This window comes from Mesorhizobium sp. IMUNJ 23232 (assembly GCF_044326205.1).
Taxonomy (GTDB): domain Bacteria; phylum Pseudomonadota; class Alphaproteobacteria; order Rhizobiales; family Rhizobiaceae; genus Kumtagia.
This window is the reverse complement of sequence record NZ_JBIRCY010000080.1, coordinates 1-19201: the sequence shown is the minus strand read 5'-3', so window position 1 is coordinate 19201 and position 19201 is coordinate 1. Positions and strand designations below refer to the sequence as shown.

12 protein-coding genes and 1 pseudogene are annotated in these 19201 nt (G+C 61.7%); 10 read left to right on the top strand and 3 right to left on the bottom strand.

Annotation, left to right across the window (positions count from 1 at the left end; translation table 11 throughout):
- Positions 1 to 93: 93 nt before the first annotated feature.
- A pseudogene (locus ACH196_RS33815) lies at positions 94 to 171 on the bottom strand (twin-arginine translocation signal domain-containing protein); the annotation flags it as partial.
- 777 nt (positions 172 to 948) lie between these two features.
- On the opposite strand from ACH196_RS33815, the gene ACH196_RS33810 reads away from it, so the two are divergent.
- The 8 genes from ACH196_RS33810 to ACH196_RS33775 all read left to right on the top strand — a co-directional run bounded on the left by ACH196_RS33810 (position 949) and on the right by ACH196_RS33775 (position 14012).
- Positions 949 to 2250: a site-specific DNA-methyltransferase gene (locus ACH196_RS33810; RefSeq protein ID WP_396651246.1), complete on the top strand. Its 1302-nt coding sequence runs from the start codon at positions 949 to 951 to the stop codon at positions 2248 to 2250.
- Positions 2247 to 2549 carry a hypothetical protein gene (locus tag ACH196_RS33805; protein WP_396651236.1) on the top strand — a complete coding sequence of 101 codons (303 nt, stop codon included), beginning with the start codon at positions 2247 to 2249 and terminating at the stop codon, positions 2547 to 2549. Before ACH196_RS33810 ends, ACH196_RS33805 begins: the two co-directional genes overlap by 4 nt.
- Positions 2549 to 3016, top strand: a complete 468-nt coding sequence (locus tag ACH196_RS33800; protein WP_396651235.1) for a phage terminase small subunit P27 family — start codon at positions 2549 to 2551, stop codon at positions 3014 to 3016. Before ACH196_RS33805 ends, ACH196_RS33800 begins: the two co-directional genes overlap by 1 nt.
- Before the next feature lie 225 nt (positions 3017 to 3241).
- A complete protein-coding gene (locus ACH196_RS33795; RefSeq protein WP_396651234.1) occupies positions 3242 to 3760 on the top strand; it encodes a hypothetical protein in 519 nt (172 codons plus the stop codon).
- A gap of 48 nt (positions 3761 to 3808) precedes the next feature.
- The gene (locus ACH196_RS33790; protein WP_396651233.1) at positions 3809 to 6565 is read left to right on the top strand and encodes a hypothetical protein; all 2757 of its coding nucleotides are present in this window, start codon (positions 3809 to 3811) and stop codon (positions 6563 to 6565) included.
- 402 nt (positions 6566 to 6967) lie between these two features.
- Positions 6968 to 9466, top strand: coding sequence for a hypothetical protein (locus ACH196_RS33785; protein WP_396651232.1), 2499 nt, complete (start codon positions 6968 to 6970; stop codon positions 9464 to 9466).
- Positions 9436 to 10461 carry an NAD(P)/FAD-dependent oxidoreductase gene (locus tag ACH196_RS33780; protein WP_396651231.1) on the top strand — a complete coding sequence of 342 codons (1026 nt, stop codon included), beginning with the start codon at positions 9436 to 9438 and terminating at the stop codon, positions 10459 to 10461. The genes ACH196_RS33785 and ACH196_RS33780 overlap by 31 nt, the downstream gene beginning before the upstream one ends.
- Before the next feature lie 761 nt (positions 10462 to 11222).
- On the top strand, positions 11223 to 14012 hold the full coding sequence (locus tag ACH196_RS33775; protein WP_396651230.1) for a calcium-binding protein: 2790 nt from the start codon (positions 11223 to 11225) through the stop codon (positions 14010 to 14012).
- Positions 14013 to 14016: 4 nt separating this feature from the next.
- Here ACH196_RS33775 and xth read toward each other — a convergent pair whose 3' ends face one another.
- Positions 14017 to 14802, bottom strand: a complete 786-nt coding sequence (xth, locus tag ACH196_RS33770) for an exodeoxyribonuclease III (protein ID WP_396651245.1) — start codon at positions 14800 to 14802, stop codon at positions 14017 to 14019.
- Between the two features lie 165 nt (positions 14803 to 14967).
- Here xth and ACH196_RS33765 point away from each other — a divergent pair, with 165 nt between their 5' ends.
- Positions 14968 to 15795 carry an endonuclease/exonuclease/phosphatase family protein gene (locus ACH196_RS33765; protein WP_396651244.1) on the top strand — a complete coding sequence of 276 codons (828 nt, stop codon included), beginning with the start codon at positions 14968 to 14970 and terminating at the stop codon, positions 15793 to 15795.
- Positions 15796 to 15820: 25 nt separating this feature from the next.
- Positions 15821 to 17221 (top strand): phospholipase D family protein, encoded by a 1401-nt coding sequence (locus ACH196_RS33760; RefSeq protein ID WP_396651229.1) that lies wholly within the window; start codon positions 15821 to 15823, stop codon positions 17219 to 17221.
- 138 nt (positions 17222 to 17359) lie between these two features.
- On the opposite strand, the gene cls is transcribed toward ACH196_RS33760, so the two are convergent.
- On the bottom strand, positions 17360 to 18763 hold the full coding sequence (gene cls / locus ACH196_RS33755) for a cardiolipin synthase (protein WP_396651228.1): 1404 nt from the start codon (positions 18761 to 18763) through the stop codon (positions 17360 to 17362).
- Positions 18764 to 19201: the final 438 nt, after the last annotated feature.

The following is a 19201-nucleotide window of genomic DNA, read 5'->3' as shown; positions in this document are numbered from 1 at the left end:
GATATAGGTGCCTGCCCAGCAATAGGCGCCACCAACCCATCTCGGCAGTCGAACCGTGGTCGTTTCCAGCGGCGGTTCTGCGTGGAGTGGCTTTGGGAGACCAACGATACCGGCAGCGCCTGCCATTGTAGCGCCGGCCAGGAATCGGCGGCGTGATTGGATAATCGGCATCGGATCCCTCCTCTCCGAATTGCAAAAGGCAATCCTGGCCGGAACCGAGCAAAAGAGGTTCGGCAGAGGCAGATAGTCTCGTGAGCGCGTCGATTAGTTGTGAATTCCAGCGCGCCCAGTCTGATGCGGGAGTCTTGCGCTCTCAGTCGCCAGCCGATTTATTAGCGACCGACGATATGCCACGATACGCCTAATTTTCGTTGCTTGCGAGCGCAAATATTACTGTGCCAAACCTCCCGCCAGCGCCTTGCCATCATGCATACTTCTTGCGGTTGCGGACGGCAACTTCGGGTTTACCGCGGCGGACCAAGTCGTCGACGCACAAGGTCCACATCAGGTCGCTTCGGAGCTTGGTCCACCGACTGAACGTCCGCTATCGCCCTACGGGTGCCAAAAGCCGCCATTCTGCTTGCGGCCCCATCCCAGACCTACGGCGTGTTTCGAGGTAGCGCACTTGTACTCAAGGCGTGTCGCCAGTCGTCAGCGGCCCACTGCGTGCTCCTGCGTACAAATGTCGGAAAATGTCAGGATATCATGGCCTTAACTGCCGTGGTAGAATCCGCATCGTAGTCATTCCCCTGGCGATTGTGGCACGCCGCCAATGACCCGGGGGGGGGGGGGCGGTCAGAAGCTGGTAGGGATTGAACCCTAGACCCGGCCCGCTGCTTCGTACGCACTGCCGCGAAATTGTGGATGGGGTATCTGCCCATGAACGCACCGCCCGAAACCGCAGAATTCAGCCATTCTGGCCCTAACATTTGCGTCGAAAGGGCCGCGATCCACTCGACAAAGTCTGGGGTAACTCGGCATTCAGACGAGCGTCTCGCAATCGAATACCGCCCGGTCTCGGCGCTGATCCCGTATGCCCGCAACGCTCGCACGCATTCGGAGCGGCAGGTGGCCGAGATCGCCGCGTCGATCAGGGAATTCGGCTGGACGAACCCCATCCTGGTTGATGGCGATAACGGCCTCATTGCCGGGCACGGACGGCTGCTGGCAGCAAGAAAGCTTGGAATGGCCGATGTGCCGGTGATCGAGCTTGCCGGTCTGAGCGAGGCGCAGAGGCGAGCGTACATCCTTGCCGATAATAAGCTGGCTCTGAATGCCGGCTGGGACATCGACCTGCTCGGCGTCGAACTGGCCGATCTGCAGTCCATGGGTTTTGATCTGGCGCTCACCGGCTTTGGTGAAGTGGAGGTTTCTTCGCTGCTCGCCCGTGGCACGGCAGGCCTCACCGATCCCGATGACGTTCCCGAGACGCCGAAACAACCCGTCACTCGGTCGGGTGACCTCTGGCTGCTCGGAAAGCACCGGCTGATCTGCGGTGACAGTACCGATGCCACCGACGTCGGGCAGGTGCTCGCCGGGGTGAAGCCACACCTGTGCGTGGTTGATCCACCCTATGGCGTGGCCTATGATCCGGCATGGCGCAGCCAGCTTCCCGACCATGCCGATGTCGATCTTGCCAAGGGAACCGTGCTGAATGACGACCGCGCCGACTGGCGCGAGGCCTGGGCGCTGTTTCCCGGCGATGTCATCTACGTCTGGCACGGCGCGCTACACGCAGCCACCGTGGCCGAAAGCCTGGCAGCCTGCGGCTTTTCCATTCGCTCGCAGATCGTCTGGGACAAGACCCGCCTGGTGATCGGCCGGGGAGACTACCATTGGCAACACGAACCCTGCTGGTACGCGGTCAGGAAGGGCAGGAAAGGCCATTGGTCCGGCGACCGCAAACAGACCACGGTCTGGCAGATACCGCATAGGAAATCCGAGACAGGTCACGGCACCCAGAAGCCGGTCGAGTGCATGAGGCGGCCAATCGAGAACAATTCCTCGCCCGGCCAGGCCGTCTACGAACCGTTCTGCGGCTCCGGCACCTCCATCATCGCTGCCGAGATGACAGGCCGTGTCTGCCATGCCATCGAACTCAACCCTGGCTATGTCGATGTGACCATCACTCGCTGGCAGGATTTTACCGGCGAGGTTGTGACACTGGAGGCAACCGGCCAGAGTTTTGAGGAGGTGCGGGCGGAGCGGATTGGCGAGGAAAGTCACGCTCATGACGAGGCCCGGTCGTGACGACGCTTCCACCGCTACACAACGGCAGCCAGTCGCGCACGGGTTCCTTCATCGAGGCCCTCGCCAACGTCATCGCCGGCTATATCGTCGCCATCATCGTGCAGCGGCTTGCCTATCCCCAGTTCGGCATCGAAACGACACTGGCCACCGACGGTCTGATCGCGGCCATCTTCACCGCGGCATCGCTGGCCCGCTCCTACATCCTTCGTCGCTTATTCAAGCATCTCGCCGATATCGACGGGCAGCACCATTTCCAAGGCAGCGAGCGCCTGAGGCAACGTCTTGTCCGGAGGCCATGATGCGTGGACGCAAGCCCAAACCACAGCTCTACCTCGTCGACGGCGATGACGATCCAGGTTCGCGCTCCCGGCGCAAACCAAAGCCGCCGACCTGTCCTGCACATCTGAGCCCAACCGCCAAGACGGAATGGAAGCGACTTGCCGCGAAGCTGCATCTGCGCGGCATCATCGGCGAGAACGACCGCGCAGTGCTTGCGGCCTATTGCCAGGCCTACGGCCGCTGGGTCGAAGCCGAGCGGAAACTGGCGGAGACGCCACTGCTGATCAAGCTACCCTCTGGCTACATCCAGCAATCGCCATGGCTGGCGATCGCAACCAAGCAACTGGAGATCATGCACAAGTACGCCGCCGAGCTCGGCCTTTCGCCAGTTTCGCGCAGCCGCGTCACCAAACTACGGTTGCACGAGCAGAAGCCATGGGAGTTCGGAACCCGGCCCGCCGATGCGTACCTCAAGCCGAGGTTTTGAATTGGGCAGTTCCCAACATTGGAGAGGCCCGTCGTGGGATCACCGTCGAGGCCATCATACGAAACTTGAAGCAAGGCGAATCGGGCTGCCTATCGCCACATGCCGCGCAGACGATAGTCAGACTCGGACCGCCGGCAAGTTTCAACTGGTCATTGATAAAATCTGCCCTACAAATCCTGCGGGTGGCCGGTTGTATTCCTGCCGTGGATGCCCAGTGGAGACTTCATGACGACGATAACACGCCCCAGCGCCGAAAAGCGGATCAACGTCGATCCCACAAGCAGCCAGTACAATCCTGCAATCGCCACCGGCACCGACGGAAGCCAATTCGTCGTCTGGCAGAACCAGGCGGAACCAGATGCCGACACCGATGTCTTTACCTACCGAGCGCGGCGCTACGATCCGGACGGAAATTCGATTGGTGAATTTCAGATTGGCGCGGCCAGAACCTTCGTCAATTACATTCCCCACGCCATCCGGCCGTCGATAACAGCCCTGCCCGACAACAGCTTCGTGGTGGTATCCGTCTTTGATGGCAATGCGGAGACGCCGGACGGTTTGAATGGGACACAATCCTGGGTCTACGCCCAGCGATTTTTCGCCGACGGTTCAGTGGGCCCCCAGCTTCAGGTCGCTTACCACTCGCCGCGGGCTGGGTTTGTCTCAATCGTACAAAGCACCGCCGTAACGGACCTTCCGAACGGCGGCTATTTCGTTACCTGGGGCGTCTTCGGCACGATGTAGGGACAACTCTATTCGTCCACGGACCAACCCATCGGCGGCACCAAGACGGTGTTCGCGGCCAACGACTTTGGCGGAGACAGGGCGCCCAATGTCGCCGGCCTCGCCGACAACAGCATTGTCGCAGTGTGGGACGCCAACGGAACGGACAGCTCCGACATTTTCATGCGCTTTTACGACGCGGACGGCAGCGAGCGCGGCAGCATCGTCGCCGTGAACATAGGCAACCTCGGCGTGCAGGAATTGGCGCGGATAGAGGTGCTGCAAAGTGGAAAGTTTGTGATCTCGTGGCAGTCGGCTAGCCCGAACGATACGGGATACGACATCCGCGCGCAGATATTCAACGCGGACGGCAGCCGCTTCGGCGGCGAGTTCCGCGTCAACACGACGCTCGACGCCAACCAGTTCGATGCGACGGTGACGGCGCTGACGAATGGCGGATTTGCGGTCGTGTGGTCGTCGGATGGGCAGGACGGCAGCGGCCAGGGCATCTACGCACAACGCTATTCCGCCAGCGGCGCGAAGGTGGGCGGCGAAATTCTCGTCACCGCGACGGTCGATGGGGACCAGTCGCAGCCGACCATCTCTGCGTCGGAGAACGGCTCCTTCATCGTCAGCTGGACGCAGGCCGACGGCGCCGGCACGGGGATTTTCAGCCGCACTTTTCCAGCGCCAACAACGTTCACTGGCACGACCACGTCGGCGCAGGAGATCATCGAGGGCACCGGCATCAATGAGGTCATCAAGGTAGCGCCGGGCACCCTTGGTTTCGGCGACCAGATCCATGGCAGAGAAGGAACCGACCGCATCACCCTGACCAAGGCCGGGACGCTGGACCTCGTTACGCCGAGTGCGATCACCGGCATCGAACAGATTTATGGCAGTTCCGGAAACGACACGTTCATCGTGTCCGCGGCGCGGCTTGCCGGCGTCACGACGTTCAACAGCGGGGGCGGCTCGGACATCTTTCTCGCCGAGGGCAGTTTCACATTGGCGTCCGGTTTCGCGATCGGCACGCTCAAGGCTCGTGATCTGTCGAGCACCGGCAATTTTACCTATGAGGGCAACGATTTTGGGCAGTCGATCACCGGAAATGCCGGCGCCAACACAATACGCGGCTTTGACGGCGACGATACGCTGAATGGCGGAAACGACAACGCGGCTGACACGCTCTATGGCGGCGAGGGCGACGACACGTTCCGCGTCTATACGAACAGCGACCGGGTTCGCGAGAATATCGGCGAGGGCTACGACCGGGTGCTGGCCAGCTCCGATTTCTCGCTTTTCCCGACGGCCGAGATCGAGGCGCTCAGCACCAGCAGTTCGACCGGCACCCACCCGATCGTGCTAACCGGCAATGCCTTCAAGCAGACGATCACCGGCAATGCCGGCAACAATGTCCTAAACAGCGCCGGCGGCGGCGACACGCTGCGCGGGCTGGGCGGAGACGATTTTTATCACGTCAACAGCGACGACCTGGTGATCGAGATCGCCAACGGCGGCTTCGATACGGTCAATGCCCATTCGAGCTATGTGCTGGCGGCGGACGCTCATGTCGAGGTGCTGCAGTCGAACGACCCCGGCGGCACTTTCGCGCGCGACCTGACTGGCAACGCGTTTGCCCAGACCCTCATCGGCGGGGCCGGCGCCAACCGGCTGCACGACGGCGGCAAGGGCGCGGCGGACATCCTGCGCGGGTTCGGCGGCGACGACACCTATGTCGTCTACAATGCCGGCGACCTGATCGAGGACACCGCCGGCAACGACCGCGTCCTGGCCGGCGTCAGCTTCGCGCTCAAGGCAGGATGGGCGATCGAGGCGCTGGCCACCACCTCGGGCAGCGGCAAGGGCACCATCAACCTCACCGGCAACGAACTGTCACAGGAGATTGTCGGCAATGCCGGCGAGAATGTGCTGAGTTCCGGCGCGGTGGGCGGCGTGGATACGCTGCGCGGCCTCGGCGGCAACGACATCTACCGCGTCTACAACGCAGGCGACATCGTCGTCGAGGAGGCGAGCCAGGGCAGCGCCGACCGGGTCATGACCTCGGTCAGCTATGCGCTCGGGGCGGGCGTCTATGTCGAGATGCTGACCACAAACAGCTCGGCCGCGACGGCGGCGATCGACCTGACAGGCAACGCGCTGCACCAGGAGATCATAGGCAATGCCGGCGCCAACGTGCTCTCCGACGGCGGCGTTGGCAAGGCCGACACGATGAGCGGGCTCGGCGGCAACGACATCTACCGCATCTACAATTCCGGCGACACAATCGTCGAGACCTCAAGCCAGGGCACGGCGGACCGGGTCATGGCGGCGGTCGACTACAAGCTCGGCGCCGGAGTGTATGTCGAAAGCCTCACCACCAATGGCTCATCGGGCAAGTCGGCCATCGATCTTACAGGCAACGAGATTGCCCAGGAGATCATCGGCAATGCCGGTGACAACCGGTTGGAAGGGCGCGAGGGCAACGACACGCTGCGCGGGCTTGGCGGCGAAGACACTCTCGTCTTCAACACGAAACTCGGGACGGCGAACGTCGACACGATCCTCGACTTCAACGTCGCCGACGACCGTTTCCTGCTGTCGGACGCGATCTTCACCAAGCTGAACACCGGGGTGATGCTGTCGGGCTATTTTCGTGCCAACACGACCGGGCTGGCGCAGGATTCCAACGATCACATAATCTACGAGACCGACACCGGAAAACTGTTCTACGACGCCGACGGCCTCGGTGGCGCCGCCGGCATCCAGTTCGCCAAGCTCGCCGTTGGCCTGGCCCTGACGAATGCGGACTTTTCGGTGGCGTAATGTCTAGCCCGGTCGCAGTTTGATCCATCTCGACCCCAGTTTATGCACGGCTCTACACAGAAATCCGCGACTTGCGCCAATTCGTCAAATATAGACTAAACACAGCGCCGGTTGACGCTCAAATGGCAAGTGGCGATGCATTTCTCGCCCATAATGATCCGAGGAGCCAACGAGGTACGACACAGATCAAATGAGCTCGATCGATCTCTCTGATGGGTCCACGCAACAATTCGCGACGGCCAGTTTTCCTATGTTAGGTCAGCTTGGATGATTGTTGACTACCCAGCGCTATTTGTCGTTCAGTAATAACCCCGCGTTGGTGGTCAACGACGTGGTTCTGGGCGTCGCGGGTGCACGCCACAAATATCGAGAGACCATGGAAGCGGGAGAGGGGGGTAGAAAATGACCACGCGTAGGCAATTCCTGACATACAGCGCGCTTGGGATCGGCGCCTTCACCATCGCCCGATCGCCGCTGGCCTTAGCCCACGACACATCATCTCTGATCGATCCGGTGACTGCGATGCGCGAACGGCTCGCACCGCTCGGCTGGCGGCAGCTGCTGCTCGACGTTACCGGCGGCGACCTCGATATCGGCGCCGACGACCTCGCGGCCGCGCTTGCCAAGCCGCTGCCGCGCATCGATCGCAGCTATCCCGGCTTCGGCGATTTCTGGGTCGCGGGCGTGCGCGCCGTCGAGCCGGGCAACCCGGACAAGAGCCTGCTTTATCACGCCCTCGCCTCGCCGACGGTCGTGGCCGACCGTGCGGGTAAGGAGCTCGGCGGCTTCCCGACACTGGCGGAGATCGAGGCGGTCGAGAACTATATTTACGGCGTCGTCCCGCCCTCGCTCGACGAATTGCGCAATCGGGCCAACGGCGCGCCGCTCGGTGTCGTCGTGTTCGCCCCGCAGTACCAGAACGCGCCGATGTCGGTGCATGGCCGGCACGCGGAACTCTGCTTCGCGCGCTTGGGCATCGCCCGGCTCGGCACGGTCGGCCCGGTCTACGACCCCAAGGCCCGCGGCTTCGTTGCGCTCGACGACGCACGACCCTTTGACTTCCGCGTCACGCCTCGCCGCTTCGCTCCATATCTGGCGGTAGAGATGAAGGGTGCCTCGCCCAGCTTCGGGCCTCAGGATCCACAGCCCGGCGACGACAAGCTCTCCTTCTGGGTTCCCATCCACAAGCTGTTCAGCGGCAGCGAGTGCATCGCCGGCCTCGATCTGGAGGTCGAGCTGCGCCGCGGCCTGCGCAACGACGGCCTCGCCCAGTTCCATCGCTTCCTCGATCTCGCCGGGCTCAAGAACAACTGGCGCGGCGAGGATCTCGAAAACTTCCCCTTTATGATCAAGGATGAGAAGATCGGTTCCTTCTCGACGCGCGCCGGCTTCGGCCACGGCGTGCTAGAGCCGCGTCCCAATCCGCTGGTCACTCAGGCGCAATATGAGGGGCGCCTGCTCACCTTCCCGGTGGACGGCCGCTACACCTCGGATCCGCTGAACCTGCAGCTTTCGGCGATGCAGATCCTGCCGATTGCCGACGATCAGGAGGAGCCGCGCTTTATGCTCGATGCGGCGCAAAACACCCAACGACCGGCACCTGAATACATCAACATCCGCCACCGCGTCCTGCCCAACGGCCAGATCGAGAACCTCAACGAGCACCCCGACATGGACGCGATCATCGCAGCCGGCGGCTATGAGGCGCTGCATTACTACGACGGGGTTGGCGATGGCTGGATCGAGGCGCACTGCCCGCAGTTGGCCGAGGACGTCGAAGAGGTGCACCATGCCTATGCCATGGTGGCACTGCCCGACTTCTTTCCGAATGTGACCCAGCGCGACCTGATGGTGTGGTGGCAGACCGAGGTTCCGGCGCCGATCCGCGACGCCCTGTGGGCGCTGCATCCGCTCGCGCTGTCGCAGATCCGCATGGCTGCCAACATCACGCTGCCGGTTGGCTTCAGTCTCGAAGACACGACGATCACCACAATCGTCACCCAGCCGCAAGACGGGGATTCCCCGGCACAGGTGCCCAGCGGTCCGTGGCACGTCCGCAAGACCGGTTTGCCGGACGGCTCGCCGGGCCTGTTCGACCCAGGCTGGGACACCAGCCAGAACATCTTCTACACCGATCCCAACAAGCCGCTGCAGAAATTCATGGCCGGCTACGGTCTGGGCTCCCCGTTCATCGAGGACGCAAAGCTCTGCGCCGCACTCGGCGCCTACTGGCCCGGCGTGGCCCCGGACTCGACACGCACCTTCCCGCCAGACAAGGCCATCGGCGGAGCGGTCTACCCCTATCCGACCATCGTGCCACTGACCGATCAGGAGATCGGCAGCGAGCCGCTTGCGGACGGGCGATACTTGCCTTGGGACGGCGTGCGCGGACCTCGCCTGATCACGGTCGGCAACAAGCCGGTGGTTGCCTATCCCAATGCCTATCGCGTCGACTACATCGATATTGTCGGAACGATGACGGCGGCACTGACCGCGCGTGTCGATGCGCCCGAATACAAGGCGCGGGTGCTGGCGATGGAGGCTGTCTACTGGGCGCTCGGCATCCACGATCTTAGGTTCGTGCTGCGCCTCGGCGCCGAGGCGGCGGTCTATAAGGTGCTGCAAGCCAAATCGGCTTGGGCTGTCATCTCTTTCCGCACGGTTGCCGGCGACGATGACGGGCTGCGCGAGGCCCAGCAGGCGACGGGGACAGAGCTCGAAGGGCCGCGACGCTACCGCTTCCACGTCTATCGCTGGGGCAAGGAAGAGCCTGACCCGGCCGACATGCACACGACCCATCTCGAGGTGCTTGAGCAGGCGGTGATGTACGTTTCCGGTAACACGGTTCTCTTCCAGCGCGACGGCCCATCGTGGACGACCGACCGTTCGATGCCGACGTAGTCGTCGTCGGCGGAGGACCGGCGGGAAGCGCGGCGGCCATCGCTTGCGCGACGCAAGGCTTGCGTGTCGTGCTGTGCGAGCGCGAGGCTGCTGGACGTGATCGACCGGGCGAGACGCTCCATCCGGGCGTCGAGCCGGTCCTGGCCCAGCTTGGCGTTGCCGACCAACTCCCTGGCGTGATCGGCGTGCGCCATGGCGGTATCTGGATCGAGTGGGGCAGGCCGAGGCGCTACGAGTCTTTCGGCGGCGACACCGCCGGCCCGTGGGCCGGCTTTCAGGTCTGGCGCGCCAGCTTCGATGCCATGCTGCTCGAACACTCCCGAGCGCTCGGCGTCGAGGTGCGCGAGCGCTGTGCCGTATTCGATGCAATCATCCGCGATGGCGCCGTGTGCGGTGTAATGACTGCCGAGGGCGAAATCACAACCCGCATGGTGGTGGATGCCAGCGGTGCCGCACGCTGGCTCGCCCGTGCGCTTAAGATCAGGAGCCCGCCACGCTCGCCGCAGCTGATCGCCCGATACGGCTATGTCGAGGGTGCCTGCCCTGCCCGCGACGAGGCCCCGCTCCTCGTCGGCACGGCCTCGGGATGGACCTGGACCGCGCGGGTGCGCCCCAGCGTCTACCAATGGACCACGGTCCGGTTCGATTCCATCGGTGCTGACGAAGGACCGCCGGAGGAACTCATCGACCTCGCGCCGCTTGGACGTACGCGCGGCGCGGACGTGACATGGCGGCTCGCGGAGCGGACCGCGGGACCGGGATGGATCATTGCCGGCGACGCCGCCGCCATTCTCGACCCAACTTCATCGCACGGCGTGTTGAAGGGCCTGCTTTCCGGTATCACCGCCGGCCACCTCATCGCAGCCGGCCTTGCCGGCAAGGCGCCGCCGGCCGAATTGGCGGCAGGGTATCACAGCTGGATCGAGGGCCGGTTCAATATTGATGCGCACAGGTTGCTGCAGTTTTATCGCGAGATCGGTGCACCGGGCTTCTGACAGCGCATCAGAACGTGTCGGGACGGCGCGACGCCGACTGATGTATTTGCCACGGCCAGCGAGCCCCGTTGACGCCGACGGCTCGGCGGCCTGGCCGGCATTCACTTCGCCAAGCTCACCGTCGGCCTAGCCCTGACGAACGCGGATTTTCCGTCGCATAGGGTGTACGGAATTCGGTCGGTTTCATTCCGCGGAGCGTTTGGCCCAAATCCTTCAGTCCGCATCTGGTCCGGGTCACGCGCCCGAATTGATGCCCATCGGTCGAAGCTGCGCTGCGCCGGCGGAGCTCAATGCTTCTCTCGATGGGTGCAGGTCGCTGGAAGCTTGCGGCGGGACGTAGAAGTATTTGCGACGCGGGGTGAAAGTTGAAATCCTGCGGCCGTAAGCTCCACGAATAATTCCGCGAGCGAGGCCAACCGAATTCTCAGCAATTTTTTGTGGCGAAGTTGTCATTTTCTCCAAGCGTGCCCGGTTTCGTCACATGTAAGGCTTGCGAAGCCCGGTCAGCCCCGCCATAGTCTTTCTTGGGGAATGAGCGCGCGGGAAGTTTGACTTCCGCCGATTGCGCTGGGGACGGTGTGGACGGACATTCGCTGAATTTAAGCCGCGGGCTCCTGACTGCTGGGAGTGCGCGGGGCTCTGTAGTCCGCAAAGCATCCTCGAATGCGCGTGGGCGCACAACGGAACTCCGCGCGCCTTTTTTACCTCCCTTGCCGTTTCCGATCATTCCGGCCGCCCACGGCCGATGAGGAACCCGACACATGACCATGACCGCCGGCAGCATCTTCGACTTCGACGAGACTATCGACCCCGGCGCCATCACCTCCGATGCCGACATGATCGCGCTCGCCAATGGCGGCTTCGTGATTGTCGGGCAATCGGCAGGCGGTGTCGATGGCGTCATCTACAGCAGCACCGGCAAGGCGATTGCAAGTTTTGACGACCAGCCGGGCAAGAATGCCTCGGTCGTGCAGTTGGCCGATGGGCGCCTGGCGGTGGTGACAGAGGATTCCGGAACGACCTTCGTCCGCTACTACGACAGCAAGACCGGCGTGGGGGAGGTCGGCAGCCGCGGTTCGTTTACCAATCCCGCCGCGGTCAACATCGACGCGGCAGCCACCAAGGAGGGAAATCTCGTCGTCTCCTACCAGATGGACTTTCCCAGCGATTCCGACATCCAGTTCGACATCTGGAACGCATCCGGCACGCGGGTCGAAACCGTGCTGGTGGATAGCTCGGCCGCCGATGACGACAACGCCAGCATCACCGTGCTGGACAACGGCAATGTCGCGCTTGCCTGGACCCGCCCCGACGGCAAGGGAGAAACGGCGATCCTGTACGCGGTTTACGAGTCCGACGGCGACGTGGTGACCGGGCCGACAGTGCTGTGGGACGCCGGTGTCGTTGCCCGCAACCCAAGCATCGTCGCGGTCGATGGCGGCTTTGCGGTGGCTTGCGAGACGGACGGGCAGTTCACCGGCAGCATCGACATCTTCGTCAGGGAGGTCGACTTCAACGGAAGCTTCCAAGGCTCTGTATTCGTGACCAATCTCGGCTTCAACCAAAGCGGCGAGGGTGACGGCACGCAGAATTCCGACGCCTATCTGGCGCGCTCGCCCGACGGCAATCTCGCCGTCACCTATACGCGCGACCTCAATGGCAACAAGGACCAGGTCGTCACCGTTCTCAGGGACATGCAGGTCGTCAGCGGCGCGCAGCCGGAGATCGATTTCCCCAATCTCGATAACCCGCAGATCGATCCGATCGTTACCTTCCTCGGCCCCGGAAAACTCGCCGCACTGCATACCGATACAAAACTCGGAGAAGTCAGGGGAGACATTATCCACGGCTTCCGCGATGCCTTCGGTGACGAGGACGACGATTTCTTCCAGGGCGACGATTTCGTGGACTTGCTGAACGGCCTCGGCGGCAGCGACACCCTCAACGGCGGCAACAACAACGACGAATTGCTGGGTGGCGACGGATCGGACACGCTGCATGGCAACAATGGCGATGACAGCCTGTCGGGCGACGGCAATGGCGGCGATGCCGACCTCGGCGACAAGCTGTTCGGGGACGCCGGCAACGACCAGTTGTTCGGTGAGGCCGGCGACGACACGCTGGACGGCGGCACCGGCGACGACAAGATGTTCGGTGGCAGCGGCAACGACATCTATTATGTCGACAGCCTCAAGGACCAGGTTTCCGAATTCGCCGGCGACGGGACCGCGGACGTGGTCGCGGCGCGGTCGACCTATAGTATCGGCACCGGCGTCGATGTCGAAATCCTGCGCACCACGTCGAGCGCTGGCACCACGAAGATCGACCTTACCGGCAGTGCGCTAAAGCAGACGATCACCGGCAACGCCGGCGACAATGTGCTGTCGAGCGGCGGTGGCGCTGCCGACACGATGCAGGGCCTCGGCGGCAACGACATCTTTCGCGTCTACAACTCGGGCGAGATTGTCGTCGAAAGCGCTAATGCCGCGGGCGGCACCGCCGACCGGGTGAGCGCGGCGGTCGACTATGTGCTGAAGGCCGGTATCGGCATCGAAATCCTGACGACCAACAGTTCGACCGGCACCTCCGGCATCGACCTTACCGGCAACGCCTTTGCCCAGTCGATCACCGGCAATGACGGCGCCAACATCCTCAACGACGGCGGCGCCGGCGGCGCCGACACGATGGCCGGGCGCGGCGGCAACGACATCTACATCGTCAATAATTCCGGCGACGCGATCGCGGAGGGCGCCACGCAGGGCGCGGCCGACCAGGTGAGCGCGTCGGTGGATTATGTGCTGAAGGCCGGTGTCTTCGTCGAACTCATGACGACGACCAATTCCAAGGGCGTGAACGGCATCGACCTGACCGGCAACGCCTTCGCCCAGTCGACCACCGGCAACGACGGCGACAACATCCTCAACGACGGTGGCCTCGGCGGGGCCGACACCATGGCCGGGCGCGGCGGCAACGACATCTACCGCATCAACAATTCGGGCGATGTCATCATTGAAAGCGCCAGTGCCGCCGGCGGAACCGCCGACCGGGTGAGCACGTCGGTGGACTACCGGCTGGCGGACGGCGTCGGCATCGAGATCATGACAACGAGCAACTCCAAGGCCGTCAGCGCTGTCGATCTGACCGGCAACGCGTTCGCGCAAAGCCTGACTGGCAACGCGGGCGACAACCGCCTGGAAGGCCGCGAAGGCAACGACACCCTGCAGGGAGGCGCGGGCAAGGACACGTTCGTCTTCAACACCGCGCCCGCTGCAAACAGTGTCGACACGATCGGCGACTTCAACGTCGTCGACGACCGTTTTCTGTTGTCGGACGCGATGTTCAAGGCACTCTCCCCAGGCATTCTGGCCTTTGCCGCATTCCGGGCGAACACCACGGGGCTTGCGGCCGATGCGACCGACCGCATCGTCTACGAATCCGATACGGGAAAACTTTTCTACGACGCCGACGGGCTCGGCGGGGCGACCGGCATTCAGTTCGCCAAGCTCGCTGTCGGTCTGGCCCTCACCAATACCGACTTCTCGGTCGCGTAGGCATTCACACACGCTCCCGTAATCTCAGCTCAATCCATGCCGGAGCGTGATCGCTCGCGCCGTCGAGCCCTCGAATGTCACGGTCAACCCCTGCAGCGACCAAACGCTGAGATAGGTCCGGAGTGAGCAAAAGATGGTCGAGCCTCAATCCAGCGTCGCGAGCCCACCTGTTCCGCTTGTAGTCCCAGAATGTGTAGACACGCTCTTCAGGATGAAGAGCGCGAAGCGCGTCGGTCCAACTTCGACCTACCAGTCTGCGAAAGGCTGCGCGGCTTTCAGGCTGGACAAGGGCATCGTCATCCCAGGATTTCGTCGGATAGATGTCGAGTTCTGTCGGCGCAACGTTGAAGTCGCCGGCCAGCACCACCGGTGCACCGCTCTTGCGAAGCCGCGTCGCGTGCCTCTGGAGTCGGTCGAGCCACGCGAGCTTGTAGTCGAACTTTGGACCGGGCTGCGGATTACCGTTTGGCGCGTAGATGCAGGCGATGAGGACGCCTGCCACTGCGGCCTCGATGTATCGGCTCTGGAGATCGGCGTCGTCGCCAGGAAGCGTGGTGCGCGTCAGAACGGGCTCGGTTCCGCGCGAAAGAATTGCGACACCGTTCCATGTTCTCTGTCCCAACCAGATCGCGCCGTAGCCGGCCTGCGCCAACGCGGCAGCGGGGAAGTCGCGGTCGAGGCACTTCAGCTCCTGAAGGCAGGCCACATCCGGCTTTCTTGCTTCAAGCCAGGACAGCAGATTTGGTAGGCGTCGATTGATGTTGTTGATGTTGTATGTCGCGATGAGCATCACCCCTAATGCAATCGCCATCACCAGCGTTCCAGGCGAAGGGGCGGCAGAACTGTTTCATAGCTTGACTGCCACGAGGAACTGCCTGCCGGTTGTCGCATTGTCTTGAAGGTCTTGTTCATCAACCACTTCACGGTTCAAAAATTGCCGCTTGACGAATTGCCGATGGAAATCTCGCCGACGCTGCCGCAATCTCTCGCCGCAGCATTTCGGCGGGAAGCTCCCAGATCGATCGAACTGAACGGTGACGTCCCATGCACGACTATTGCCTCCTATAACGTTCACAAATGCGTCGGCGTCGACGGCCAGTTCGATCCAGCGCGTATCGTCGACGTCATCTGCGAGCTCGATGCCGATGTTGTGGCGCTGCAGGAGGCTGACGAACGCATCGGCGACAGGCGTGGGCTTCTCGACCTTGTCGCCTTGCGAAAGAAGACCGGTCTCATCCCGACGCATCCTCAGCGGAACGACAGCCACGGGTGGCACGGCAATCTCATCCTCGTCAGACGTGGTATTGTTCAAGGTTTTCGACAGGTCAAACTGCCAGGCCTGGAACCTCGCGGAGCTCTGATAGTCGACCTGGAAATTGGCGGTGTGGCGCTGAGGGTTATCGCGGCACACTTTGGGCTGCTGCGCCGGTCGCGGTCGCGGCAGGCACATGCGCTTCTGGAGGCGACCCATCCGGTCATGCGGCCCACAATCCTGCTTGGAGACCTGAATGAATGGCGGGTTCGCAACCGGTCGTCGCTTAATACGCTGTTGCCGCATTTCGGGCCGATCCATGCTGTCCTGCCAAGCTTTCCCTCCCGTTTTCCATTGCTGGCGCTTGATCGTATCCTGGCGCGCCCCGCGAGCCTGATATCGCGCATCGAAGTCCATCAAAGCCCGTTGGCGCGGCTGGCCTCCGATCATCTCCCTCTCAAGGCGCAACTGAATCTTGCCGGCGCAGCTCAGCCTCTCACGCAACCTGCAATGCTTTCGCACGTTACGTAGGCCAACACGGCTTTAGCGGGCTTGCATGGACCTGGGCATCACACAATCCGCCGACGACAGGATCAAGGCTGGCAAAACAGGCCTGCAACTCGTTTCCGACAATTTCGATGCGATGGCGGTTCGTGTGCTTGCTGCTCGCAGCGCGATCCACAGCCTCGATCTGATGTATTACCTCTGGCACGACGATCATTCCGGCCGGGCACTTATGCAGGAGGTCGTGGGCGCGGCCGAACGCGGCGTTCGGGTGCGGATCCTGCTTGACGACATGAACCCCCAGGTAAACGATGCGGCCTATCTTTCACTCAATGCCCACGAAAACATTGAGCTTAAGCTCTTCAACCCCAGCGGAATGAGAAACGGCAGTTGGCTGCGCTATTTTGAGCTTGTTTCCCGGCTGTTTGCGATGACCCGCCGAATGCACCACAAAGCCTGGCTGGTCGACCGTCGTATTGCGATCGTCGGCGGCCGCAACATCGGTGATGCCTATTTCGGTGCTGCCGATACTAATTTTCGCGATCTTGACTTTCTGCTTCAGGGGGCCGCAGTCCAACAAACGCAAGATATCTTTGAGGCCTATTGGAACTGCGCGGCAGCGCGGCGCATCGACACGCTTCATCCCTCAGTGCCGGCCGACCGGCTGGACAGCCTCGGTGCCGGCAGCATTGGTGACGACGACAAGATTTTCGGCAATGTCAGCGCCCGAATGACCATCGATGAGTTCATCTCAATGGGCAGCGGCGTTCATTGGACGGAGAATGCACGCGTCATCTCCGATCCAGCGTGCAAGGTCTTCGGCGACACGCCGGAAAAATGGCTGATAAACGAGTTGTTGCCTATCCTTGCAGGGAGCCGATCGAACCTCGAGATCGTGTCTCCGTATTTCATTCCCGGCCAACCGGGCTTGTCACTGCTGGCTGGGCTGGTCGAGCGTGGTGTTGATGTTTCGGTCCTGACCAACTCGTTGGCCGCAACCGACGTAGCTTTCGTCCACGGTGCCTATGCCAACTATCGGGTTCCTCTTCTCAAGGCCAGGATCAAACTGTTCGAACTGCAGCCTTTCAATGGCGAGAGGAACATCTCGGTCTTTGGTTCGAAGGGGGCCAGCCTGCATACGAAAGCATTCACGGTCGATCGTAGGATGGGCTTTGTCGGCTCGTTCAATTTTGATCCTCGGTCGGTGTCACTCAATTCCGAGATGGGCGTGCTTTTCGAGGACGAAAGATTGACCGCCGAACTTATTGAACGGATCGACGGCGAGAAGGCCTCGCAAACCAGCTATCGCGTCCTAATCGAAGGCGGTCAACTCTGTTGGCAGGACGATGTCGATGGCAGCACGCACACCTATCGCCACGAGCCTGGCGCCAGCCTCTACAGGAAGTGTCTGGCGCGTTTAGTTCGCCACTTGCCGATTGAATCACAGCTGTGACGGGCTGCGTTGACCAAAGTTGGTGGCTACTCGATGAGAGTGCCTAATAGATGGCGATGGAGGGCATGGTCGGGTGCTACCAGTCTTTGGGCAAGTTTCATTTCCCACAGCACTGATCTGGTGTCGGTATTGCCAACCTTAAAGCAACGGGCTCATGATCCGAGCAATGTTTTCGGATAGCCGCTTTAGTCGTGGACGAGATCGCCAGGCGTCCAATGCGACCGGGTCGCTTGCCAGAATGTATCCGTCCTGAATCTCGACCAGCCGGTCGATGACGGAGCGATCGTAGAGCAGTATGCTCGCTTCCTCGTTGAGCTGGAACGACCGGAAATCGACATTGCTTGATCCTACGATACCAATATCCTTGTCGATGCTGGCGTTTTTGGCATGAAGCAGGAATTCTCGGTAGAGGTGGATGCGGATCCCAGCGGCGAGTAGCTGCTCGAAATAGGAGCATTGAGCGAGATGCACAATGCTCTGATCGACTACCGAGGACACAACAAGGTCGATCGTAACGCCACGGGCGGCGGCGCTGCACATCGCGCCGATGATACTTTCATCAGGTATAAAATAGGGGGTCACCAGAACCGCTCGCTGCCGTGCCCGGTGGAGTTGCCAAACCAAGAGTGTTTCGAAACCCTCCAGAGGATAATCGGCTCCACTCGGTAACAGTTGAGCTCGGACCCCACCGGACATGGCGGGAATCGCGACCGGAGAAGGATCTCGACGATCAAAGGCCTCCATCGCCCAGTCAATTGAAATGGTGGAAGCAAGGCTTGCGACGATGGGTCCACTCATCCTGGCCACCAGTTCTCGATTGACGACGCCCGGTCGGAAATCTTTGGCGACGAGGTTTTGAGAGCCCGCATAGCCGATCAGGCCGTCGATCACAAAAAGCTTGCGATGGTTGCGCATGTCAGCACGGGTGCGGCGCAAGATCAGATGCACTGGCAGCGCTTCCCGGGTCTCGACACCAGCGTCTCGAAGCAAACGCAGCGTGCCTCGGCGCCAGCGGTGTGACCCCACCGGATCGAACATCACACGGCATCGGACACCACGTTGCACTGCCTCGCATAGCTCGACCGTGATGCATTTACCAACGGCATCATCCGCGAAGATGTATACGAGCAAATCCACTGTGTGCTCCGCTGAATGGATGTCCGCTAGCAGCCGTTCGACGACCTTGTCATAGTCATCGATCAGCTCGATCGAATTGCCGTCGACGCACGGCATTCGCCCCAGCTTTTGGGCAAAATCGGCTGTTTCACCGCGATCTCCGCTTGAGCCATTCTCAAGCCGCTCGGCGACGTCAAGCTGAAAGGCGCGCAGTTCGCGGGCGCGTTTCTGGCGCGCGACGGGAAACTGCGGACGGCCGATGAAAAGGTATAGAAGCAGCCCGAGCGCTGGAAAGAAAAAGATGAGCAATAGCCAGCTTGCCGCCGCGGAGGGCGAACGACGTAGCGGAACTGTCGCAAGCGCGCCAAACCTAATCAACCACTCAGAAGCGTACCAGAGAGTTTCAAAAGTTATGTGCGCTGTCATCGCGCCTCACATCGGAATTTCGTTCCTCACACCGGAACTCGTGGCGGAGAGTCCCTTCTCCGACTTTCAACTGGGAGCGGCGTGTCGACTGTTACGTTGCAACGAACATCGGGTCATCACATCTGCCACATCTGTGTCCAATAGCCAATGTTCTGCCGCGCGCTGCATGACTCTGCTCTCCTATGGCAAACCGTTGCAGTATGGTCTGCCTAAGCGGGCGATGTCAGAGACTCGACCGGGCTTCGTCTTAGGCAAGTCCACTTACAGGGTGGAGAATGTTGGGTTTCAGTTGCTTTCCCTCCGCCAGATTTCCTAGCATTACAGTTGCGGTTTTGATTTGAGGTGTGCTCGTCGTGCAGCGGCCTGATGTGCTCGTCGCCAGAGTGACCAGGCGATGATGTATGAAGGTTCGATGCGCGCCCGTGCGAGGCGAGTGGC